A 21,565-nucleotide genomic window follows, 5' to 3' on the forward strand; every position below is an offset into this window, starting at 1 on the left:
CCAGCATCGACTAATGGAGAAAACGGCATGAGTAAGTTTGCTCTGGAAGAAGTGCTTAGCGTTCATCACTGGAACGATACCCTGTTCAGCTTCCGCACCACCCGCGAGCGCAGCCTGCGTTTCAAAACCGGTCAGTTTGTGATGATTGGTTTGGAAGTGAATGGCAAGCCGCTGATGCGCGCTTACTCCATTGCCAGCCCCAACTACGAAGACCACCTTGAGTTCTTCAGCATTAAAGTACCCGACGGCCCGCTCACTTCACGCCTTCAGCACCTGAAAGTAGGCGATCAGATTATGGTCAGCCGCAAGCCCACGGGCACGCTGGTATGCGATGACCTACTGCCGGGCCGTAACCTCTACATGCTCTCTACCGGTACCGGCTTGGCACCGTTTATGAGTTTGATCCAGGATCCTGAAGTATACGAGCGCTTCGAAAAGGTGGTGCTGGTTCACGGTGTACGGGAAGTCTCTGAGCTCGCCTATGCCGACTTTATTACCAAAGAGCTGCCAGCTCATGAATACCTGGGTGAAGATATCGCTGAAAAGCTGGTCTACTACCCGACCGTTACGCGTGAAGAGTTCCATACCATGGGGCGCCTGACCGACCATATTCGTACGGGTAAGCTGTTTGAAGATACCGGACTACCGCCCATCGACCCGCGCCAAGACCGCGCAATGATCTGCGGTAGCCCCGCTATGCTTGACGATACCAGCGCACTGCTCGACGAGCTGGGCCTGAACATCTCGCCGCGCATGGGTGAGCCGGGGGACTATGTGATTGAGCGTGCCTTTGTTGAGAAGTGAGGGGTGAGAAGTGAGAGGTGAGGTGAATAGGCAATGGTCACCATCACCTTATGATTAAGGCCCCTGTGGATGCACTCCCCAGGGGCTTTGTCTACTAGGCACTACTCACACCTCACCCTTCACACCTCACCCCTCACAAACCTAAACCGCGTCTTTACCGGTTTCACCAGTACGGATACGGATCACCTGCTCTAGCTGCATCACAAAGATTTTGCCGTCACCGATTTTACCCGTGTTCGCCACCTGGGTGATGGCATCAATCACCTGCTCGGCCATATCGTCGTCCACGGCAACTTCCAGCTTCACCTTGGGCAGGAAGTCCACCACATACTCAGCGCCGCGATACAGCTCAGTATGCCCTTTCTGGCGACCAAAGCCTTTCACTTCCGTCACCGTAATACCTTGAACGCCGATATCGGAGAGTGACTCGCGCACATCGTCGAGCTTAAACGGCTTGATAATCGCTGTGATCAATTTCATTACCATATCCTCTAACTGGGTGGCCGTGATGGAGTCGGGTTGAACGGCTGCGTATGCGCAACCGATGACCGCTAACTACCAGCATACACCGCTATCGGCAGAGAATAAAAAAGCCTCCCACTAAGGGGAGGCCAGAAGGAGCACGCCAGCTCACTAGGTCAGCATCAAATTACTTTCTAAATTACTTTTTGACACCAAATTCGGGGTAGGCTTCAAGACCACACTCTGCGATATCGACGCCTTCATACTCTTCTTCTTCGCTAACCCGAATACCCATAATGGCTTTCAGGATTAGCCAGACCACAAGGCTTGCCAGGAAGACCCAACCAAAGATACCGGCGATACCGATGATCTGAGCACCGAATGATGCACCGTCGTTATTCAACGGTACTGCCAGCACACCCCAGATACCGACAACGCCGTGAACCGAGATCGCACCGACAGGATCATCCAGCTTCACTTTATCAAGGGTGACGATGGCTGCCACGACGATGATGCCACCAATCGCACCGATAATGGTCGCGCCTAGGGCAGTCGGAGAAAGCGGATCAGCGGTAATAGCGACTAAGCCCGCCAGCGCACCGTTCAGCGCCATGGTTAGGTCTGCTTTACGGAACCACAGTTTGGCCAGAATTAGTGCTGCAATAACACCACCTGCCGCCGCAGCGTTGGTATTCACAAACACTTGCGCCACGTTGTTTGCAGAATCGACGGCCGCCAGTTTGAGCTCGGAACCGCCATTGAAGCCGAACCAGCCCATCCACAGAATGAAGGTACCCAGCGTTGCCAGCGGCATGTTGGCACCGGGAATAGCGTGGATAGAACCATCTTTACCGTATTTGCCTTTACGGGGGCCTAGCACGATCACACCCGCTAGCGCAGCCGCCGCACCGGCAAGGTGCACAATGCCTGAACCCGCATAGTCAGAGTAGCCCACTTCAGACAACCAGCCGCCACCCCAAGTCCAGTAGCCAGACACCGGATAGATAAACGCGGTCATGACGACAGCGAAGGCCAGGAAGGCCCACAGTTTCATACGCTCAGCCACAGCACCCGACACAATCGACATGGCCGTTGCTACGAATACAACCTGGAAGAAGAAATCTGAGCGCATGGAGTAGTAAGGTGCGTCATCACCCCCAGCAGTCACTGCATCAACGCTGTTTTCCGCACCAATCAAGAAGCCCAGATTAGGCAGGAAGCCACCGGCACTGCTGGAGTACATGATGTAGTAGCCCACCAGCAAATACATGGTGCAGGCAATGGCGAACAGCGCGATATTCTTGGTCAGGATTTCAGCGGTGTTTTTAGAGCGTACTAAGCCCGCTTCTAACATGGAGAAGCCTGCCGCCATCCACATGACGAGCACACCGCAGATTAGAAAGTAGAACGTATCGAGCGCGTAGCTCAGATCAGTCAACTCATTCATTGTAAGTTCCCCGTTGAACTATAGAAATGATCCGAAAAACAGCGTTAAACGGCGTCGGCACCGCGTTCGCCAGTCCGAATCCGAATAACGTCTTCAAGCGGTGTCACAAACACCTTGCCGTCACCGATCTTGCCGCTGTTAGCCGCACTACAGATCGCATCCAATACGCTCTCTAAACGGGCGTCATCTACGGCCACTTCCACTTTTACCTTGGGTAGAAAATCGACGACGTATTCAGCGCCACGATACAACTCGGTATGCCCTTTCTGACGGCCAAAACCTTTAACTTCAGTGACCGTAATGCCCTGAACGCCGTTGTCGGCTAATGCCTCACGAACGTCGTCGAGCTTAAATGGCTTGATGATAGCGGTGATGAGTTTCATCCCGGATCTCCCCTGCTGGATAAGTCCTGCTAGATTGGTAGCGGCACAGCCGCCAGAATAAGCACCTGAACCGATAATGCGCATACTGTGCCAGCTGACCTTTTTTTCTTATAAGTCAGCCGATTACCTGACAACTAAGCGCCCTGCAGAGCTAAACCTGAGCAAAGTCGATTAATGCGCCACCGCTATTGCACCAAAAAAGAGCGCAAGCAAAAGTAGCCCGCTCCATTTCGATGCAAGCCACGCGATCAACAGGAAATTCACTCGGCGCATGCGAATTCGCCGACTGTTGCGTATCCTTACCGGTAAGCAACTTTTGAAATATTCATTTAGCGAGTTATTAAGGAGAGAGCGCGATGGTGCCTCAAGACCGCATTAGCCGACTGGCCCAGCAAATTGGCGACCGTTTACAAAACGCCTCCCAGGCGCCGGAAGATATTCAAAAGGGCGTGCAGCAAGTCGTGCGTGGCGCCTTTGATCGCCTGGAGCTGGTTTCACGGGAAGATTTCGACATTTTAATGGACGTACTGCAGCGCACTCGGTCACGGGTAGAGGCATTAGAGCGTCAGGTCGCCAACCTTGAAGCCGCCGTAGAAACGTCAACGGCCTCCACTGCCACGCCGGTGGAAGCAGAAGTGCCGCCGGTGCCCACTCCCGAGCCAGATACCGATACCGATACAGAGGAGAATAATAAGCCCGCTTAACGCTTTAACTTCTTAAGCAGCAATAGGGCAGTGGCCTATTGCTGCAATTATCAGCACTAACAATCTCAAAATAAACACGAATCACTATCGTTGACTTTATGTTTCGTGGTGATACTCTCCGCCTCCTAACTCCTCACTGTTCGCGGATTGTTCACCATGTACGCGCTGCCATTGTTAAAACCGCCTTTTCACAAGCTACCCTCTTCAACTGCTGCGCTGATTGGCACCGGCCTTTTAATGGGTTTCTCCAACAGCATTTTCGCCCAAACTACCTCCTCCGAGGCAGACGCCGGCGACACCATGGTGGTCGTGGGATCACGTACGCCCACCCAGATCAGCCAAATTCCCGGTGCGGTATGGGTCATTGACAAAGAGATGCTGCAACAACAGACCCGCAATGGTGCAGACCTCAAGACAGCATTAGGACGCCTGGTGCCAGGGCTAGATCTGGCACCGCAAGGGCGCACCAATTATGGGCAAAATATGCGCGGCCGTGGTGTACAAGTACTGATCGACGGTGTATCGCTGAATAGTTCCCGTGGCCTTTCCCGTCAGTTCGATGCCATTGATCCCTTCAATATTGAGCGTGTGGAAGTACTTTCCGGCGCCAGCAGCCTGTATGGCGGCGGCGCTACAGGGGGCTTGATCAATATTATTACCCGCAAGGGTGAAGAAGGCCTGAACTGGAGGACGGAAGCAGGCATCACCACTGGCTTCAATAACAGCGATGATATGGATCGCCGCCTCTCGCAATCGATCAGCGGTGGAAATGAGTTTGTTCAAGGCTACCTGGGCACCGCCATTGGCGATAACGGCCGCCACTATGACGGTAGCGGCCAAGAGATCTTCCCCGATATCGCCCAAACCGACCTGCAGGACAACCGCAGCATTGATGTGCTGGGCAACCTATCCTTCCGCTTAACCGACGAACAGAGCCTGGAGCTGAGTGCCCAGCTCTACCGTTCAGGCTTCGAAGGTGATCGCGGCGTTTATTTTCCCAACCTCGACGCCGCTACGCCCAACTTAAATGACGCCGAAATTCGCGACGGTTACCGCTCTCAGCGCGACCCGGAAACCGACCGAAAACTCGTTAACATTAACTATCACCACGCCAACCTGTGGGGGCAAAATTTCTACCTGCAGGCGTTTCACCGCGAGGAGGAGTCCAGTTTCCAGGCCTTTCCCTACCCTGTCGACGACGGCCTGCAGTTTCGCGCCTCGCAACAAAACACCGACTTAAGCGGCATCAAGGCGCTGTTTGAGTCACGCCTGGGTGACGACGTTTCGCTGACCTACGGCATCGATATGGATCGAGAAACCTTCGATGCCAGCCAGATGCTGTTCGACACCGACATCTCAGACACCTCTGGCGGCCTGGTTCAACAGGCATCGGGCGTTGAACCCCGTTACCCAGGCTATCAGGTGGATGGGCTGTCAGGCTTTGTGCAGGGCGACTGGCAGGCCACTCAGGCGCTCAAGCTTTCTGCCGGTGTGCGCCAGCAGCACATGGACGTCGAAGTGGATGAGTTTCAGGGGATTCCTGGCGGCGAAAATGACTACGAAGCGACCCTGTTCAATGCCAGCGCCCTCTATGATTACCGCAACGGCCACCAGAACTGGCTGCAGTTCAGCCAGGGATTCGAGCTGCCGGATCCCGCCAAATATTACGGCAAGAGCCCCGATGTGAGTGTCGCTAATAACCCCTTGTCTGCCATTGAGACGGATCAGGTAGAGCTAGGCTGGCGCTACCAAGGGGGTAACTGGACGGCCCAAACGGCGCTTTACTACGCCTGGTCGGACAAAGCAGTGGAGAACGCCGAGGATCTAAGCGTCAGCGTCGTCGATGAGAAGAAGCGCGACTTCGGACTGGAAAGCGCCGTGACCCGTTATTTCGATAATGGCCTGGAAGCCGGGGGTACTCTGCACCTGGTTCGCTCCGAGCAGGAGAACGACCAGGGCAACTGGGAGAAGCGTGACGCCCGCTATGCATCGCTCTCTTCCGCCACCGCCTTTATCGGCTGGACAGATTATGTTCGCTCGGCTCGCTTGCAAGCCAACCATAACTTCGACCTGAAGGATGATGCAGACCGGGAGATCGACGGCAATACCACCCTCGACCTATCGCTCAGCCAAGACACCGACTTTGGCACCCTAAGCCTGGGCGTGCAGAACCTGCTGGATGACCAGTACTCCACCGTTTGGGGCCAGCGAGCCGCGATGTTCTACTCGCCCTACTACGGCCCGGAATACCTCTACGACTACCAGGGTCGCGGGCGCACTTACACCCTGAACTGGTCGATGGAGTACTGAGTGCTAGTTCGCTACTCGCTGACAACCGCTCAAGGGTGAGGTAACGGGGATGGCTACACTCGGCTCAATAACGCCATCTGGCGTACCACTGACCGCCCATGACCTGTTGGCTATCGGTCAGCGCTTCGGGATCGACTACCGCTTTCCCGAAGCGCCCGACCGCTCCCAGCCAGCGCCTTGCGTTGCCCGTGGGCAGGTGATGGACGTCGAGATAGACCCCACACTGCGCGTGACACACTCGGATCTTGACGTGCTGCACGCTTACGCTTCCACCTCCCGGCGCGCTGCGCCATGGTTTCTCAGCGTGATACTCGAGGGCCATATCCAAGTCGGCCTAGGGCAGCAGTCGTTTCAGTTGCAGGCCGGCGACGCTTTCAGTGCCCATTTCAACGAGCAGACCGGGCTTGAGGTCTTCCAGCCCGCACCACAGCGTTTGCGCATCCTCAACCTCTCAATTCTCGCTGACAGCGGGTCTCTCTCTTTCTCGCCTACCAACGTGGCCCCACCGTCAACGCCGGTACTCCATACCTGGCAGGTGCCGCCGCTTCTTCGCCATAGTCTTGAAGCGGCACTGGCGTCGAACTGGCCAGCAGAGCGGCAGCGCCTATTATGGCAGGGCCTAGCGCTCCAGTTGCTCGCTCACGGGCTGCCCGACGCCTGCCTCGAGCCCAGAGAAAAAGAGCAAGCAGTAGGCCAACCGCAGGGGCTCTCCCATCGCGATCACCAACGTCTGGAACGTTTGCGCCAGCAGCTCGAAGAGTATCCCTGCCAGGCGTATCGGCTGGAGCAGATGGCCCGCAATGCGGCCATGAGCCCCAGCAGCCTACGCAGCAAGTTTCAGCGCTGCTACGGCTGCTCAATATTCGACTATCTACGCCGCTGCCGTCTGACCCAAGCTCAGGCGTACTTGCGCAAAGGGTATAGCGTGCAGCAAACCGCTCACGCCTGTGGTTATCGACACGCCACCAATTTTGCCACCGCCTTTAAGCGCGCCTTTGGTATCGCGCCCCATGAGGTTCACAACCGCCACTAAGGTCGCTGCGTTGCTGTAGCAGCAGTAAGTTCCTCTGTTTGACGCTTTTTGGCAGTGCGCATACGCCTTTTATCACTGCACATACCTTTCACAGGCAAATAAGCGCAATAATTCTCATTAACACATTAGTTAATTGATTCTTATTGCAGGTACTCCCCATGCCCATCCCCCATCACCACTTGCTACGCTCGCCACACTTTTTGCGCTCTCCCATCAGCGCCGCCGTTATCGCAGCGCTGGCCGTTTCCCCGCTGTACGCTCAGGAAAGTACCGAACTGGAAACGGTCACAGTCACCGCCCAGCAGGCCGCCACCAAGGTAGAAACGCCGACTATCGAAATCCCCCAGAGCGTTTCCACCATTACCCGCGAGCAGATGGATAGCCGCGGTGTAAGCACCGTGCAACGCGCCACCGACTACACGCCGGGTGTCTACAGCAACCAGGTGGGCGCCTCCAACCGTTTCGACTATTTGGTGCTTCGCGGGTTTTCTGACGGCAGCTTGAGCAATACCTTCCTGGATGGCCTAAAGGTAATGGGCGATGCCAACTCCCATAGCAGTATGCGCATTGATCCTTGGTTCTTGGAGAGTATTGAAGTGGTACGCGGGCCCGCCTCTGTGCTCTATGGGCGCGCTTCTCCTGGCGGGGTGGTGGCCCTGAACAGCAAGCGTCCCGAGTTTGAGCAGGGCGGCGAACTGCGTTTCCGGGTCGGCAATAACAACCAGCGCAGCGCCGCGTTTGACCTCACCGGGCCTATTGGCGCAGAGCAGCGGGTGGCCTTTCGCCTGACCGGGATTGCCCGCGCCGCGGATACACAGTTTGGTCCAGCAGAAGAGGAGCGCTACGCCATTGCGCCCCGCCTCACCTGGGATATTACCGACGCCACCAGCCTAACCGTGGAAGCGTATCTGCAGGATGAGCCGGAAGGCGGATACCACTCTGGCGTACCCTATGAAGGCGCTGTAGTCGCCCACAATGGCCGCAAGATCAGCAATAACTTTTATGATGGTGAAGAGGAGTACGATACCTACGAACGTACCCAGCGCATGGTCGGCTACACTCTGGAACACCGCTTTAACGACCAGGTAACTGGCCGCCAGTTAATGCGCTATCTCAATTCAGACGTGGTACTCAATCAGGTTTACGGCTTTGGCTGGGTATCACCGGAATCTGACGAACTCACCCGCTACTACTCCGGCAGCGATGAGTCACTGGAAGCCTGGACGCTCGACAACCAGTTAGAAGCCAACATCAGCAGCGGCTTTATGGATCATACGCTGCTGTTCGGGGTGGATTATCAGCAGCGGGAGAATGACGTTTCGTGGCCCACGGGGTATTTCCCGTCGATTAATGCATTTAACCCTGTATATGGCAGCGACCCCATCGAGTTTTACGCCCCGGTGCGCGAACGCCATAAGATCGACCAGACCGGGGTGTACCTGCAGGATCAGATAGCCCTCGATAACTGGCGCTTCACTCTGGGCGGCCGCTACGACTGGGTGAATATCGACAATACCGACCGCGATAGCGGTAACACCAGTTCCCTCAGCGACACCCAGTTCAGTGGCCGCGCCGGGGTGGTCTACCTGTTTGATAACGGCGTGGCTCCCTACCTAAGCTACTCCACCGCCTTCACCCCCACCAGCTTCGTGGATGAGAACGGTGACCTGCTATCCCCGATGGAAGGGGAACAGTGGGAAACCGGCGTTAAATTCCAACCAAACGACAGCGCCAGCCAATACAGCGCCGCGTTGTTCCACATCCGCCAGGAGAACGTCGCCACCAAAGAGCAACCCACCGATCCATACCGCGCCGTGGGGGAGATCGAATCCCAAGGGCTGGAGCTGGAAGCGCAAACCCAGCTAACGGATACCCTCTCGGTTCAGGCAGGCTACAGCTTCACCGATATCACCTATGCCAAAAGCGACGACGGCAACCAGGGTAATAACGCCATTTACTCCCCACGGCACCAAGTGCAGCTCTGGGGCCACTACCAGGCCAACGACGGCTGGCTGAACGGCGTGGATATGGGGGTCGGCGTCCGCCACTACGCAGATATCGCCGCTGACCGGGCCAATACCGAAACTGTGCCCGACTACACCCTGGTCGATGCCACCATTGGTTACGACCTGGGCCACGTCGGTGTTAAAGGGGTCGAAACACGCTTAAACGTAAGCAACCTGCTCGATAAAGATTATGTGGCCTCCTGCAACTCGCTTGAGTATTGCTACTTCGGTGCGGAGCGCGGCGTGACCGCGAGCGTTCACTACCGTTTCTAGCGATGGCGCTAAGAGCCTATTCTAAGCCCCATTTCTAGGCTCTTATGCTAAGCACCATTAAGTAAACGTGTTCCCTCCCGCCCAGGCCACTCCGCCTGGGCATTTTTTCTGGGGTGTAGGTTTGCAAACAATAAATATTATCGTTTAAATACAGCCCTTATTTTCTGGATGGCCTCTCACCACCATGCGCCACACCAACCTGTTCTCTTTGCTCGCCCGCTGCGGGCTATTTGCCGTTTGTATGCTGCACCTGTCGACCGCTCAGGCTCAGTGGGCCACGGTGGACTGGACGATCGCCGAAACGCTGTTGGCGATTGATGCGCCGGTGAGCAGTGTCGCCCAGCAGAGTGACTACCATGCCTGGGTAGGCGAGCCACCTATTCCCGATAGTGCCACCGATATGGGCCTGCGCACCCAGCCCAATATGGAACTGCTGGCTCAGGTGCCACCAGAGCAAACGCTGATTTCGCCCATGTTCGCGGGTTTAACGCCGCGCTTGGAGAAAATTGCGCCGGTCACTTTGTTTTCGCTCTACTCCCCCGGCACCGATACCTGGCAAGAAATGCAAACGCTGACCCGCCAACTAGGCGAGTTAACCGAGCACCAGCCCCAGGCTGAGCAGCTTATAGAAGAGAGCCAAGCCTTGATGACCCGCCTGCGCGAATCCCGCCCCCTCTCACAGTCTGAAATCTCCCCGCTGCTGATGGTGCAGTTTATGGATGCCCGCCACGTGCGCGTGTTTGGGGAGAACAGCTTGTACAACGCCGTGCTGGAGCAGCTTGAGTTGCCCAATGCCTGGGATCAAGCCACTAACGCCTGGGGGTTCGCACTGGTGGGGATTGAAGCGCTGGCACGCTATCCAGATGCAACACTAGTTGTCATCGACCCGCTGCCCGCCGGAGTCGATGAGCAGTTAGCAAAAAGCGGCCTATGGCAACAACTCCCCAGCGTAAAACACGATAATCTAGTCCATCTGCCCCCCGCCTGGAGCTTCGGCGCGCTTCCTTCCGCCCAGCGTTTTGCCCGACAGCTAACGACGGCACTGGAATCCCCTTCGATTAGTCGCTAGGTCAGAAGTTAGAAGACCACGACGCTACCAAAGCGTTCTTAATTACGATAGGTTAAGCACTTAAGATAAAGTAGATTTCGCTTACATTCAGGTTGGAGTTTTTACCTAAACGCAGCGAGGGAAGAGCATGACGCTAGCCATTGTAGCCACGCGAGCGGGCGTAGGTTTAGATGCACCGGCGGTGCATGTTGAGGTGCATCTGGCTAACGGCTTGCCGGGCCTAACGCTAGTGGGTTTGCCGGAAACGGCGGTAAAAGAGAGCCGCGAACGGGTGCGCAGTGCGCTAGTCAATGCAGGCTTTGATTTTCCCAATACCCGCCGTATTACCTTAAACCTTGCCCCCGCTGATCTTCCCAAAGAGGGAGGCCGTTTTGATCTGCCCATTGCACTGGGCATCCTAGCCGCCTCCGGGCAAATTCCGGTGGAAGCGTTAGAAGGCATGGAGTGCGCTGGTGAGCTGGCCCTGGACGGCAAACTGCGCGCGGTGCCGGGCATACTGCCCTTTGCCCTTGCCACACGACGAGCAAAGAAAGCGCTGATTATTCCCCGCGACTGCGCCGATGAAGCAGCACTGGCGGGGGATCTGCCGGTACTACCCGCCGATACGCTCTGGCAAGTCGTCGCTCACCTACTCGACCAAGAGAAGATCCCGCCGCACAAGCTCAGTGCCTCGGTGAAAACCACTGCCCCAGTAGATGATCTCGCCGATGTGCGCGGCCAGCAGCAGGCCCGCCGGGCGCTGGAAGTCGCTGCGGCCGGAGGCCACAATCTGCTATTCGCAGGCCCTCCCGGCACCGGCAAAACCATGCTGGCCAGTCGGCTGCCCGGTATTTTGCCGCCGCTTTCCGAAGAAGATGCGCTGGAAGTGGCCGCCGTGCGTTCGGTCTGCGGGCTACCGCTGGAAGCCGACTGGGGTAAGCGGCCCTTCCGCCAACCCCATCACAGCGCCAGCGCCGCCGCTTTGGTGGGTGGCGGCTCAAAACCCAAACCCGGCGAAATTTCACTCGCCCACCACGGCGTGCTGTTTTTGGATGAACTACCGGAGTTTTCCCGCCATGTGCTAGAGGTTTTGCGCCAACCGCTAGAAACGGGAGAGATCCATTTAGCCCGCGCCAGCCATGAGCGCCGTTACCCAGCTCAATTCCAGCTCGTCGCTGCCATGAACCCTTGCCCCTGCGGCCACTTGGGTGACCCGCGCCAACGCTGCCAGTGCACTGCCAGCCAAATCCAGCGTTACCAAGCGCGGCTTTCCGGACCACTGCTAGACCGGATCGATCTGCAAGTGGAGGTTCCCGCGCTGCCGCCAGAGCAGCTCACCGCACAAACTCAAGGCGAGTCGTCCGAAGCCGTGCGTGAACGGGTAATGGCCGCTCGGGAGCGCCAAATGGCCCGCGGGGCGCTCAACAGCCAACTTAGCGGCAAAGCCCTGGAAGCCGCCTGCGCGCTTAACGATGAAGAGCGCGCCTGGCTCGCGGGCGTACTCGAAAAGCTCAAGCTCTCCGCCCGCGCCTATCACCGCGTACTGCGCGTAGCCCTGACCCTTGCCGACCTTCAGGGCGAACCCAAGCCCACCCAACCGCACCTGATTGAAGCAATTGGCTACCGGCAGTTGGATCGGATGTTGAAAGGTGCCTAAGGGTGGTTATTCGCCATTACATCGACAAGCCGTTGGCAGAGGGCGTCGAGCTTCTCGCCGGTAGCAGCGTCATTTAATGCGCCTGAATCGTTAAACGCGCTGCCTGCCTTCGGCAGCGATAGCGGCTGGGGCAATACGATTAAACCAAGATTGGCAAGCAACTGCTGACCTAGCGGCAGCGCGCGGATACCGCCTAGCCCACCGGGTGATGCTCCCACCAACGCGGCCCACTTACCGGCAAACAACCCGAGCCCCGGCGTATCCTGATAGGGTCGTGACAGCCAATCCAATGTGTTTTTCAGCAGCGGCGTGATAAAGCCGTTGTACTCCGGCGAAGCGATCATCACTGCTTGGTGATCCGCCAGAAGCTCACGCAGCTTCAGCACATTCTCCGGCATGCCCTGAGCTTCGATATCTTCATCAAACAGCGGGCAGGGGTAATCCTTTAAATCGATAAAGGTGGCTACCCCGCCAAGCGCCCCAATACGCTTGGCGGCGAGCTTGGCTAGCTGCTTATTCAGTGACGCTTCTCGGGCACTGCCCGCAAATACCAGTACCTTTTTGACCGATGATCCCATTGTCATTTCCTCTTTGAATAATGTATTTGAAAGCCACACCATTTATTAATATTTACACCTGTTGAGCAAGGCGTATTTTACTACTCAGGGCCAGACTCGACGTGCCACCCTGCTGCCATTAAAACGTCTGCACTTTGTCATTCAACTATCACTATTACGGTTGAAAATTAGCAAATGCTGCACCTGCTCTAATTTCTCTTCCTAAATGGTGAAATAGTGATGACAAAGCCGTTACTAGCGACTGCTCTACTCGCCTTTGCGTTTACCAGTGCGGCAAACGCCCAGCAGAGCTTTCCCGCCACATTGTCCGGCCATGCCCAGCTACCCGGCAGCACCTTTGTGACGGCGCCTGCCGGTGCCGCTGAGCACTACAACGTCTCAGGTCGTTTTACCGGTCAAGAGGGCCGCGTTGAGCAGCTCTATACCAACGTGCAATCCACGGGGTTGGCGCTACCCTTTCCCAGTCAGCCGCTGCAGGGATTTTCCGGTATTCGCTCACTTGGCGATGACCGCTTCCTGGTGTTGACCGATAACGGCTTTGGCTCCAAAGCGAACTCCTCCGACGTCATTCTGATGTTTAACATCATAAAGAGTGACTGGGACACTGGGCGTGTCATCGTCGAGGAAACCATTCAACTATCGGATCCCAACCGCAAGGTGCCCTTCCCGATTATGAATGAAGCAACGCCTGGTCGCTTTTTAACCGGCGCTGATTTCGATATTGAATCGATACAGCCGGTGGGCGATAGCTACTGGATTGGCGATGAGTTCGGCCCTTGGATTATCCAGGTCGACAATGCGGGCGAAGTGCTGCAAGTGTTAGCCACCAAGCCTGGTGGTACGCTGATGCGCTCCCCCGACAATGCCTTTGCCCTCCCCCCGAACCCTGGCGAGTCTCTCGCTGATGATGTGGTCGTGTTTCGCTCCGGCGGTTATGAGGGCATGGCGCTCTCCGAAGACCAAACAACCCTTTACCCCTTGCTGGAAAAGCCAGTCTGGGACAGCAGCGCCAATGCCCCAGAAACCATTGATGGCACTCCCGTATTAAGAATGTTCGAGCTCGATGCTGAAACCGGCGAATGGAGCGATACAACCCGCTACTATCCCTTGGCGTCCGCGGATCATGCGATTGGCGATTTCAATCTGATTGGCGGAACTCGCGGCTTAATCATCGAGCGTGATAGTCGCCAGGGCGATCCGCGAGAAGCGTGGGCAGAGAATCCCGCCGAGTTCAAACGCATCTATCTCATCGACCTCGAACGTACGGACGAACAGGGTGTGCTTGAGAAAATCGCCTATATCGACTTGATGGACATCCAGGATCCAGAGGGCCTTGCACCGCGAGGAACGATCAACGGCACCTTTAACTTTCCCTTTGTGACCATTGAGAACGTCGATCGTGTCGATGAGCGCACCATCGTGGTCGCCAACGACAATAACTACCCGTTCTCGATTGGCCGCCAGCAGGGGCAAGCCGATGATAATGAGCTGATACTGCTCGATGTGGAGGACTTCCTGAATACCCAGTAAGGTGAGTGTGAACATAGGTAGGTAAAGCACAGAATAAATGCTCAGCGGCGTTTATTCTGTGCCCATAACGCTTCGAGAGGTCTATCACCGATATATTTTACGAAACCTATTTGCGAGCACTCTCGACAAACCCATCTACAAAGTTATCCAGCGCTTCAAACAGCACTTCACGGATGGGATCTGCCTCGTTTACCAAGTGGTGGCGAGCTTCCGGGTGGCGGTGAATTTCAGCATTGGGAAACTTCTTCGCCAGAATCGCCAAATTCCACTCCCAATCGACGGTCAAGTCCTGCTCGCCCTGAAGAATCAAGGTAGGCAGCGGGTTGGGCTCCTGGGCCAGCAGGCGCGGCATCCAGCGGCGCATAGCGCTCACCCAGGCAACGCTCAAACGCTCGGGCTGCAGTGGGTCACCTTCGCGTAGAAACTCGGTGAACTGCTCATCGGTAGAGTTAGGCCGATATTTGCGCGGCAACTCTTTTACAAACGGGCTGGCGATCAAGTGCAGCCAGCTGGTTTGGCTCCACCCCCAAGGCCGCACCAGAGGCGCCAGCAGCACCAAACCTGACCAGCCGGACGCCTCACGGCGGGTGAGTGCATCGGTAGCCAGGATTGCCCCACCGGTGCTCTGGCCCACCCCTAACCACGGCTCAGGCGCCATGCCTTGGCTCTTTAGGGTCATCTGCAAATGAGCCAGGCAGTGCTGATAATCATCGAAATCTTCTATTGCTGCCCGCGCTCCACTGGACAGGCCGTGGCCGGGGAGATCCCACAGCACCACCCGCCACCCCTTAGCCAGCAGGCGCTCAAGCAAATGGCGATATAACCCCATATGATCGAAATAGCCGTGTACCACAAAGGCAGTGCCTACCGGCTGCGGGGGGCTCCAAACTTGGCACCACAGCGCAAAACGCCCCGTATCGATAAAGCCTGCATGCACTTCACTGGTATCTAACAGCAGTGCTTCTAAGCCATAGTGGTGGAAATAGTCTTGCATGGCGTTTGCCAATACTTCCCCTGGCAACAGACGGCTAAGGGCGGTATCGCCCGAGGCGTGGCGAAACAAGCCTTCCAGATGTTGGAAATCACTCATCGATGTTTCTCCATAACGCCATTGTCCTTTGACCTAGGCACGGCAGATGTTTCGCGCTTCCAGAACCAAATGCCTAGTCATTTGGTCGAGCATTTTAGCGCATTAGGGTCTACGCTGTTTACATGCCCGGCCAGGTGTGGAATTATTTTCCATAAATACATTTTACGCTGACCGTAGCAAATACATTACCCACTGGCGTCCCCACAGGAGAAACCCCATGAGCGAGCGTATCACGCGCCACCGTTTACAGGTGGCAGCCGATCTAGATCGTTTTATAAATGAGCAGGCGCTACCGGGAACAGGTGTTGATGAAAACGCCTTTTGGGCCGGTGTGGATGCCCTGTTTCATGATTTGACCCCTAAAAATCGTCAATTGCTCGAAGAGCGCGACACGCTGCAAGAAAAACTAGATGCATGGCACCGGGAAAACCCCGGCCCAGTCACCGATATGCCGGGATACCGCCGCTTCCTGAAAGAGGTCGGCTACCTGGCAGAAGCGCCGGCTAACGTTAAAGCGACCACCGCCAACGTTGACCGTGAAGTAGCCGTTCAGGCGGGGCCTCAGCTGGTGGTACCGGTGAGCAATGCACGCTATGCATTGAACGCGGCGAACGCGCGCTGGGGCAGCCTTTACGACGCCCTGTACGGCACCGATGCGATTTCCGAAGAGGATGGCGCAGAGAAAGGCTCCAGCTTCAACCCGAAGCGCGGCGCCAAAGTGATCGCCTACGCCCGTGGCGTACTTGATCGCGCGGCACCGTTGGCGACGGGTTCGCACCGTGATGCGGTGAACTACACCATTCGTGATGAGCACCTGGTGGTGACGCTGGAAGGTGGTCGTGAAACCGGCCTTAAGGATTCCGGCAAGCTGATTGGCTTTAGCGGCGAAGCGGCTAAACCCGATGCAATTCTGCTGGGCAACAACGGCCTGCACCTGGAAATCCAGATCGACCCTAATGACTCTATCGGCAAAACCGACCCGGCAGGCGTTAAAGATGTGGTGGTGGAGGCTGCATTGACCGCCATTATGGATTGCGAAGACTCCGTTGCTGCGGTGGATTCAGAAGACAAAGTGGGTGTTTACAGCAACTGGTTGGGCCTGATGAAGGGCGATCTGGAAGAGAAGATCGAAAAAGGCGGCAAAACCTTTACCCGCAAGCTGAACGCCGACCGCACCTGGCAAACCACCGATGGCAGCAGTGTCACGCTACCCGGCCGTTCGCTGATGTTCGTGCGCAATGTGGGTCACTTAATGACCACACCGGCGATTTTGGATGAGAACGGCAACGAGCTGCCGGAAGGTATTCTGGATGCGGTGGTCACCTCGCTGCTGGCACTGCACGACCTGAAGAAAGACGCCGACCAGCCGCGCAACTCGCGCACTGGCTCTGTGTATATCGTTAAACCGAAAATGCACGGCCCTAAAGAAGTCGCTTTCGCCAACGAACTGTTTGGTCGCGTCGAAGACATTCTGGGCATGAGCCGCGATACCCTGAAAATGGGCATCATGGACGAAGAGCGCCGTACCACCGTTAATCTCAAGGCGTGTATTGCCGAGGCCGCTTCACGGGTGGCATTTATCAATACCGGCTTCCTCGACCGTACCGGCGACGAAATGCATACCGCCATGGAAGCGGGCCCCATGGTGCGCAAGGGCGATATGAAAGGCGCCGCATGGATTCAGGCCTATGAGAAGAGCAACGTACAAGTGGGTCTTGCCTGTGGCCTGCGTGGTCGTGCGCAGATCGGTAAAGGCATGTGGGCCATGCCAGACCTGATGCACAGCATGCTGGAGCAGAAAATCGGTCACCCGAAAGCCGGTGCCAACACCGCTTGGGTGCCCTCTCCTACGGCGGCTGCGCTGCACGCCCTGCACTACCATCAGGTCAACGTCACCGACGTTCAACGCGAGCTGGAAGCGTTGGGCGAGCCCGACTATCTGGACGACCTACTCACCGTGCCGGTGGCGGAAAACGCCAACTGGTCGGATGAAGAGAAACAGCAGGAGTTGGATAACAACTGCCAGGGTATTCTCGGCTACGTAGTTCGCTGGGTAGAGCACGGTGTGGGCTGTTCAAAAGTGCCGGATATCCACAACGTCGGCTTGATGGAAGACCGCGCCACGCTGCGTATCTCCAGTCAGCACATTGCCAACTGGCTGCTGCATGGCATTGTCGATGCGCCACGGGTGGAAGAGACCCTTAAGCGCATGGCCAAAGTGGTCGATGAGCAGAATGCAGGCGACCCGACCTACACCGCCATGAGCGCCGATTTTGAAGGCTCCACCGCTTTCAAAGCCGCCTCCGACCTGATCTTCAAAGGCCGCGTACAGCCTTCCGGCTACACCGAGCCGCTCCTTCACGAGTGGCGTCAGGTGCATAAAGCCCAGGTGCTTAAGGCATAGTAAATTCGTTTTATGGTTTAATCAGCCTCGAGGCTTATGCCTCGGGGCTTTTTTATAAAGGAAAACAACAATGACCGTAATGACCGCCGAGCAAATCGAACACTTTCTGGATGAAGTGTTTCCCCAGCGGATGGGCAAGATAGAGAGCGTGGGCGACATGACGGCCACCCTACGCCTGAAGATAGGCAACGAGCATTTACGCCCCGGCCCGCGGGTTTCCGGGCCCACCATGATGGGCTTTGCAGATGTGGCTATGTACGTGGCTATTTTGGCGCAGATTGGCCCCGAGCCCATGGCCGTGACCAGCGACTTAAACTGCCACTTCCTCCGCGCGGCGTCCGGTGATCACGATATTATCGCCCACGCCAAGCTGATTAAACTTGGCCGCCGCTTAGCAGTAGGCGAAGTACAGCTATTCTCAGCCAGCGACGAAACGCGCCCGGTGGTGCATGTCACCGCCAGCTATGCGTTGCCGGATAAGATTTGAAGCAAACGTCAGTTAAGGCGCCAAGGTCATAAACGGCTCATCTTGCTGGTCGCTAAAGGCGTAAACGTTATAGGGCTCGCTCTGAGGCCCCGGCATACCCGGCGTACCGATGGGCATCCCCGCCAGGCCAATGCCATCGATGTCGGGTTGCTCTTCAAACAGCTTGGTAACCGCTTCCATCGGCACATGGCCTTCAATCCAGTAGTCGCCTATTTCGATGGTATGGCACGACCCTAAACCATAGGGGACGCCTGCCTGCTGTTTGATCTCACTTAGCTCAACGTCATCAACGATCGTTACATCCACACCCTGCTCTTCAAGGTGGCGGGCGTACTCGTCACAGCAGCCGCACTGCGGATTCTTGTACAGCGTGGCTTCATCCGGCAACGCAGCTTGAGCCGCGGCGGCTCCTAGGAGTAAAGCACTAGATAAAACCGTAGCGGTAAAACGCTTCATGAGCGGTCTCCTTGAGGTGTGTGGCTAAACAAATACTTGCCCAGCGAGGCAATAACCAGCCCTATCAACAGTAAAAAAGTTAGCGGCATTAACCAAGCCAACCACCCCATCGAGCTCATAAAAGCAAAACAATCTGCGTTCATCATGGTAAGCCTCCTACCAAGTCAGCTAGCAATAACGCTTTAAGCTTACAACCCTGGGGCTACCCTCAGGTCAAGCCTTGCAACCTTGCGGACAACAGTAAGGTTGCTAAAGATCATGTTTTGACCGCTGGGTTCAGGCTCGTTTCAGGTTAACACCGTATAAAGAACGGGTGACAATAACCTCTGAGGTAAATGACCATGCGCTACACTCTTTTCACAACGTCTTTGTTTGCTCTTTCATTAAGTCTGATCACGGGCGCGGCGCTGGCTGCACCCGGCCACGGCGGTGGTGGCAATAACCTAACCGAGGCTGACGTTGACCGCACGATCAGCCTTGAGGCTGGCGATATGTGGTTCGACCCTGAAGAGCTAGAACTGGCTGCTGGGGAGGTGGTTAGATTTGAAATCACCAACACCGGCAATTTAGAGCATGAATTTGTGATTGGCAGTAAAGAAGCCCAGGAAGAGCATCGTCAAATGATGCTAGATATGGCCAATGGTGACCACGATATGTCTAATATGGCACACGGTGAAAGCCACGATATGGCCAACATGAGCATGGCAGGCGTCACCATTGCGCCTGGTGAGACAGGGACTCTACTATGGAGTGTTCCTGATAATGCTAACCAGCTAGAGTATGCCTGTAACATCCCCGGCCATTACGAATCCGGCATGTACGGCAATTTTTCTTTCTAACCTGATGTTTACCCATGAAACTGTTGCTACTCGAAGATGATGACCTGCTAGCAGAAAGCTTGGCAGAGAGTCTTAAAGACAACGGTTACCTGGTTGATTTGGCCGCTTCATTGAAAGCGGCCAAGTCGCTTATGGCAACCGAGCATTACGAGCTGGCTATCTTGGATATCGGCTTGCCCGATGGCTCGGGGCTGGATCTGCTCGCCCAGTGGCGCAAGCAAAAACGCGCCACCCCTATTTTGATTCTGACGGCCCGCGACACCTGGGAAGATAAAGTCATTGGTCTTGAAACAGGAGCCGATGATTATCTGACCAAACCCTTCCATGAAGCCGAACTCATGGCCCGCTTGAAGGCCCTACTACGTAGGCAGTCTGGTCAGTTATCGCAGGTGGTCACGCTTAACGGCGTATCGTTGGATGGGGCAGGCCAACGGGTTTGCAAAGAAGGGGAAGCGTGGCGCTCGCTCACGGCGACTGAGTTTCGACTACTGCGCTATTTAATGCTGCATCCGGATCGCATTCATTCTAAAGAGCAGCTACTAGAGCAGCTGTATGCCTTGGAGCAGGATGCTGCCGCGCCCAACCTGGTCGAAGTCTATGTCGCTCGTCTGCGCCGTTATCTAGGCAAATCAATTATCCAAACTCGCCGCGGTCAGGGGTATTACTTTGCTTCACATTGATCGGCGCAGCTTACGTTTTCGACTACTCGCCTGGCTAGGTGGCGTGGCGCTATTCGTGGTGATGACGACCTGGCTACTACATGGAATATTGCTGCAGAACCTTGCTCGGGATTTCTTGGGTGAGCGTCTCCAGCGCGAAGCCGACCATGCCGTCACCCAGCTTGAGCAAGGTGAAGCCGCCATGCCTGCCGCGCTTGACTCGGTTAGCCGTGGCTATCAAGTCTTTCACCATTTATACGTGCTGCGCCTAAACGGCTCGGTGAGCGCCTCTAATCCCCAATGGCAGCAACAGTTGGCGCCGCTGCTGGAAGAAAACGGCGATGCTCTTTTAGATGTTAAACAGGGCGATCAGCACTTGCTGGTCTACCGCCGCCATTTTGAGTGGCAGGGTTCTAACGGCGTTTTACTGGTGGGGGAGGATTTTTCCCAGGTTGAAGCGGGCCTGGCCACGCTGCACTGGTGGGTAGGCGGCATTGCCGCAGGGCTTTTAGTAATGCTAATCACGCTCAACATGCTGGCCGTTAACCGTAGCCTGACGCCTTTATGGCAGCTCCGTGGGCAATTGGCCGAACTGCAAGCGGGGGAGCGCGAGCGCCTTTCGCTAACCGCGCCAGCCGAGCTGGACGCTCTGGTCGCACAGCTTAACCGCTTTATGGACGACATCGACCTGCGTCTACAGCGCTCTCGAGAGTCATTCGCCAACCTTTCCCATGCCTTAAAAACTCCGTTGGCAGCGGTTACCCAAGTACTGCGCGGCAACCGGCCTATTGATGAAAACCGGCGGCAGAAACTGCTCAGCCGTATTGAGGCTATTAACGCCCAGTTAGATGCGGAGCTGCGTCGTTCGCGTATTGCAGGCCCTAACGCGGGTCGAATGGCCAACGTCACGCGAGACAGTTCACGGCTCATAGAGATGTTCCGAAGCCTTTACCCTGAGCGTATGTTCAACCTCACCCACTCGGCAGGCGAGAAAGACCAAGTGCCTATTGAGGCTCACGACTTTTCTGAAATAGTAGGCATCGTGCTCGATAACGCTGGCAAATGGGCGAGTAGGCGCGTTCATTGCGATATTGCCGTCTCCGCCAACACACTCACGCTCACCATTGATGATGACGGCCTCGGCGTTGCAGAAGGGGATCTTTCGCGTTTGGGTGAGCGCGGCACACGGCTGGATGAACGCCGTCCCGGCTATGGCTTAGGCCTTTCGATTCTTGCGCAACTAATTGGCCGCTACTCAGGACACTCGCATTTTGAACGCAGCCCACGGGGGGGCTTGCGCGTTACGATTATCCTGCCACTGGCGGGTGAAATGGCTAATTAATCACTATTCAGCTTTGTTTCAGCTTCTTCCATCAAGATGGTGCCATTCATCAT

20 protein-coding genes are annotated in these 21,565 nt (G+C 56.0%); 13 read left to right on the forward strand and 7 right to left on the reverse strand.

Features of this window, described 5'->3' with window-relative positions:
• Positions 1-27 precede the first annotated feature (27 nt).
• Complete coding sequence (locus ACFIOZ_RS20800) at positions 28-804, forward strand: ferredoxin--NADP reductase (protein WP_007112363.1); 777 nt, start codon at positions 28-30, stop codon at positions 802-804.
• A gap of 141 nt (positions 805-945) precedes the next feature.
• Here ACFIOZ_RS20800 and glnK read toward each other — a convergent pair whose 3' ends face one another.
• The 3 genes from glnK to ACFIOZ_RS20815 all read right to left on the reverse strand — a co-directional run bounded on the left by glnK (position 946) and on the right by ACFIOZ_RS20815 (position 3,096).
• Positions 946-1,284: a P-II family nitrogen regulator gene (glnK, locus tag ACFIOZ_RS20805; protein WP_211594469.1), complete on the reverse strand. Its 339-nt coding sequence runs from the start codon at positions 1,282-1,284 to the stop codon at positions 946-948.
• Positions 1,285-1,465: 181 nt separating this feature from the next.
• Complete coding sequence (locus tag ACFIOZ_RS20810) at positions 1,466-2,713, reverse strand: ammonium transporter (protein ID WP_211594470.1); 1,248 nt, start codon at positions 2,711-2,713, stop codon at positions 1,466-1,468.
• A gap of 44 nt (positions 2,714-2,757) precedes the next feature.
• Positions 2,758-3,096 (reverse strand): P-II family nitrogen regulator, encoded by a 339-nt coding sequence (locus ACFIOZ_RS20815; protein WP_007112359.1) that lies wholly within the window; start codon positions 3,094-3,096, stop codon positions 2,758-2,760.
• A 356-nt stretch (positions 3,097-3,452) separates the two neighbouring features.
• On the opposite strand from ACFIOZ_RS20815, the gene ACFIOZ_RS20820 reads away from it, so the two are divergent.
• The 6 genes from ACFIOZ_RS20820 (at position 3,453) to ACFIOZ_RS20845 (ending at position 12,127) form a co-directional block, all read left to right on the forward strand.
• Complete coding sequence (locus tag ACFIOZ_RS20820; RefSeq protein ID WP_386080971.1) at positions 3,453-3,800, forward strand: accessory factor UbiK family protein; 348 nt, start codon at positions 3,453-3,455, stop codon at positions 3,798-3,800.
• A gap of 156 nt (positions 3,801-3,956) precedes the next feature.
• Positions 3,957-6,110, forward strand: a complete 2,154-nt coding sequence (locus tag ACFIOZ_RS20825; RefSeq protein ID WP_386080973.1) for a TonB-dependent receptor — start codon at positions 3,957-3,959, stop codon at positions 6,108-6,110.
• A gap of 49 nt (positions 6,111-6,159) precedes the next feature.
• Positions 6,160-7,143 (forward strand): helix-turn-helix transcriptional regulator, encoded by a 984-nt coding sequence (locus ACFIOZ_RS20830; RefSeq protein ID WP_386080975.1) that lies wholly within the window; start codon positions 6,160-6,162, stop codon positions 7,141-7,143.
• Between the two features lie 158 nt (positions 7,144-7,301).
• A complete protein-coding gene (locus ACFIOZ_RS20835) occupies positions 7,302-9,422 on the forward strand; it encodes a TonB-dependent siderophore receptor (RefSeq protein ID WP_386080976.1) in 2,121 nt (706 codons plus the stop codon).
• A gap of 184 nt (positions 9,423-9,606) precedes the next feature.
• The gene (locus tag ACFIOZ_RS20840) at positions 9,607-10,491 is read left to right on the forward strand and encodes an ABC transporter substrate-binding protein (RefSeq protein WP_386080978.1); all 885 of its coding nucleotides are present in this window, start codon (positions 9,607-9,609) and stop codon (positions 10,489-10,491) included.
• A 127-nt stretch (positions 10,492-10,618) separates the two neighbouring features.
• Positions 10,619-12,127 carry a YifB family Mg chelatase-like AAA ATPase gene (locus ACFIOZ_RS20845; RefSeq protein WP_386080980.1) on the forward strand — a complete coding sequence of 503 codons (1,509 nt, stop codon included), beginning with the start codon at positions 10,619-10,621 and terminating at the stop codon, positions 12,125-12,127.
• On the opposite strand, the gene ACFIOZ_RS20850 is transcribed toward ACFIOZ_RS20845, so the two are convergent.
• The gene (locus ACFIOZ_RS20850) at positions 12,124-12,705 is read right to left on the reverse strand and encodes an NADPH-dependent FMN reductase (RefSeq protein ID WP_386080982.1); all 582 of its coding nucleotides are present in this window, start codon (positions 12,703-12,705) and stop codon (positions 12,124-12,126) included. The genes ACFIOZ_RS20845 and ACFIOZ_RS20850 overlap by 4 nt on opposite strands.
• Before the next feature lie 219 nt (positions 12,706-12,924).
• Here ACFIOZ_RS20850 and ACFIOZ_RS20855 point away from each other — a divergent pair, with 219 nt between their 5' ends.
• A complete protein-coding gene (locus tag ACFIOZ_RS20855) occupies positions 12,925-14,235 on the forward strand; it encodes an esterase-like activity of phytase family protein (RefSeq protein WP_386080984.1) in 1,311 nt (436 codons plus the stop codon).
• 106 nt (positions 14,236-14,341) lie between these two features.
• Here the strand turns inward: ACFIOZ_RS20855 and ACFIOZ_RS20860 are convergent, their stop codons facing one another.
• A complete protein-coding gene (locus ACFIOZ_RS20860; protein WP_386080985.1) occupies positions 14,342-15,325 on the reverse strand; it encodes an alpha/beta hydrolase in 984 nt (327 codons plus the stop codon).
• A gap of 217 nt (positions 15,326-15,542) precedes the next feature.
• Between ACFIOZ_RS20860 and ACFIOZ_RS20865 the strand changes: the two genes are divergently transcribed.
• Both ACFIOZ_RS20865 and ACFIOZ_RS20870 read left to right on the forward strand, forming a co-directional pair.
• Positions 15,543-17,729 carry a malate synthase G gene (locus ACFIOZ_RS20865; protein WP_386080986.1) on the forward strand — a complete coding sequence of 729 codons (2,187 nt, stop codon included), beginning with the start codon at positions 15,543-15,545 and terminating at the stop codon, positions 17,727-17,729.
• A gap of 70 nt (positions 17,730-17,799) precedes the next feature.
• Positions 17,800-18,216, forward strand: a complete 417-nt coding sequence (locus tag ACFIOZ_RS20870) for a PaaI family thioesterase (protein ID WP_386080987.1) — start codon at positions 17,800-17,802, stop codon at positions 18,214-18,216.
• A 12-nt stretch (positions 18,217-18,228) separates the two neighbouring features.
• On the opposite strand, the gene ACFIOZ_RS20875 is transcribed toward ACFIOZ_RS20870, so the two are convergent.
• Both ACFIOZ_RS20875 and ACFIOZ_RS20880 read right to left on the reverse strand, forming a co-directional pair.
• Complete coding sequence (locus ACFIOZ_RS20875) at positions 18,229-18,672, reverse strand: DUF411 domain-containing protein (RefSeq protein WP_386080988.1); 444 nt, start codon at positions 18,670-18,672, stop codon at positions 18,229-18,231.
• Positions 18,669-18,818 (reverse strand): hypothetical protein, encoded by a 150-nt coding sequence (locus ACFIOZ_RS20880; RefSeq protein WP_157693147.1) that lies wholly within the window; start codon positions 18,816-18,818, stop codon positions 18,669-18,671. The genes ACFIOZ_RS20875 and ACFIOZ_RS20880 overlap by 4 nt, the downstream gene beginning before the upstream one ends.
• Positions 18,819-19,013: 195 nt before the next feature.
• Here ACFIOZ_RS20880 and ACFIOZ_RS20885 point away from each other — a divergent pair, with 195 nt between their 5' ends.
• The 3 genes from ACFIOZ_RS20885 to ACFIOZ_RS20895 are packed head-to-tail and all read left to right on the forward strand — an operon-like array spanning position 19,014 to position 21,512.
• Entirely contained in the window at positions 19,014-19,511 is a 498-nt protein-coding gene (locus tag ACFIOZ_RS20885; RefSeq protein ID WP_386080989.1) for a cupredoxin domain-containing protein, read from the forward strand.
• Between the two features lie 14 nt (positions 19,512-19,525).
• Entirely contained in the window at positions 19,526-20,191 is a 666-nt protein-coding gene (locus tag ACFIOZ_RS20890) for a response regulator transcription factor (RefSeq protein ID WP_386080990.1), read from the forward strand.
• Positions 20,178-21,512 (forward strand): ATP-binding protein, encoded by a 1,335-nt coding sequence (locus ACFIOZ_RS20895; protein ID WP_386080992.1) that lies wholly within the window; start codon positions 20,178-20,180, stop codon positions 21,510-21,512. Before ACFIOZ_RS20890 ends, ACFIOZ_RS20895 begins: the two co-directional genes overlap by 14 nt.
• Positions 21,513-21,565 lie beyond the last annotated feature (53 nt).

The organism is Vreelandella sp. F11 (assembly GCF_042466685.1).
In the GTDB taxonomy this organism is placed as follows: Bacteria; Pseudomonadota; Gammaproteobacteria; order Pseudomonadales; family Halomonadaceae; genus Vreelandella.

What these genes read in the sequence shown, in the direction of transcription:
- ACFIOZ_RS20825 (WP_386080973.1), top strand. Translation starts at nt 3,957, where the DNA reads ATGTACGCGCTGCCATTGTTAAAACCGCCTTTTCACAAGCTACCCTCT.
- ACFIOZ_RS20800 (WP_007112363.1), top strand. Translation starts at nt 28, where the DNA reads ATGAGTAAGTTTGCTCTGGAAGAAGTGCTTAGCGTTCATCACTGGAAC.
- glnK (WP_211594469.1), bottom strand. Translation starts at nt 1,284, where the DNA reads ATGAAATTGATCACAGCGATTATCAAGCCGTTTAAGCTCGACGATGTG.
- ACFIOZ_RS20810 (WP_211594470.1), bottom strand. Translation starts at nt 2,713, where the DNA reads ATGAATGAGTTGACTGATCTGAGCTACGCGCTCGATACGTTCTACTTT.
- ACFIOZ_RS20885 (WP_386080989.1), top strand. Translation starts at nt 19,014, where the DNA reads ATGCGCTACACTCTTTTCACAACGTCTTTGTTTGCTCTTTCATTAAGT.
- ACFIOZ_RS20860 (WP_386080985.1), bottom strand. Translation starts at nt 15,325, where the DNA reads ATGAGTGATTTCCAACATCTGGAAGGCTTGTTTCGCCACGCCTCGGGC.
- ACFIOZ_RS20880 (WP_157693147.1), bottom strand. Translation starts at nt 18,818, where the DNA reads ATGATGAACGCAGATTGTTTTGCTTTTATGAGCTCGATGGGGTGGTTG.
- ACFIOZ_RS20865 (WP_386080986.1), top strand. Translation starts at nt 15,543, where the DNA reads ATGAGCGAGCGTATCACGCGCCACCGTTTACAGGTGGCAGCCGATCTA.
- ACFIOZ_RS20835 (WP_386080976.1), top strand. Translation starts at nt 7,302, where the DNA reads ATGCCCATCCCCCATCACCACTTGCTACGCTCGCCACACTTTTTGCGC.
- ACFIOZ_RS20850 (WP_386080982.1), bottom strand. Translation starts at nt 12,705, where the DNA reads ATGGGATCATCGGTCAAAAAGGTACTGGTATTTGCGGGCAGTGCCCGA.
- ACFIOZ_RS20845 (WP_386080980.1), top strand. Translation starts at nt 10,619, where the DNA reads ATGACGCTAGCCATTGTAGCCACGCGAGCGGGCGTAGGTTTAGATGCA.
- ACFIOZ_RS20870 (WP_386080987.1), top strand. Translation starts at nt 17,800, where the DNA reads ATGACCGTAATGACCGCCGAGCAAATCGAACACTTTCTGGATGAAGTG.
- ACFIOZ_RS20830 (WP_386080975.1), top strand. Translation starts at nt 6,160, where the DNA reads ATGGCTACACTCGGCTCAATAACGCCATCTGGCGTACCACTGACCGCC.
- ACFIOZ_RS20815 (WP_007112359.1), bottom strand. Translation starts at nt 3,096, where the DNA reads ATGAAACTCATCACCGCTATCATCAAGCCATTTAAGCTCGACGACGTT.
- ACFIOZ_RS20875 (WP_386080988.1), bottom strand. Translation starts at nt 18,672, where the DNA reads ATGAAGCGTTTTACCGCTACGGTTTTATCTAGTGCTTTACTCCTAGGA.
- ACFIOZ_RS20820 (WP_386080971.1), top strand. Translation starts at nt 3,453, where the DNA reads ATGGTGCCTCAAGACCGCATTAGCCGACTGGCCCAGCAAATTGGCGAC.
- ACFIOZ_RS20855 (WP_386080984.1), top strand. Translation starts at nt 12,925, where the DNA reads ATGACAAAGCCGTTACTAGCGACTGCTCTACTCGCCTTTGCGTTTACC.
- ACFIOZ_RS20890 (WP_386080990.1), top strand. Translation starts at nt 19,526, where the DNA reads ATGAAACTGTTGCTACTCGAAGATGATGACCTGCTAGCAGAAAGCTTG.
- ACFIOZ_RS20840 (WP_386080978.1), top strand. Translation starts at nt 9,607, where the DNA reads ATGCGCCACACCAACCTGTTCTCTTTGCTCGCCCGCTGCGGGCTATTT.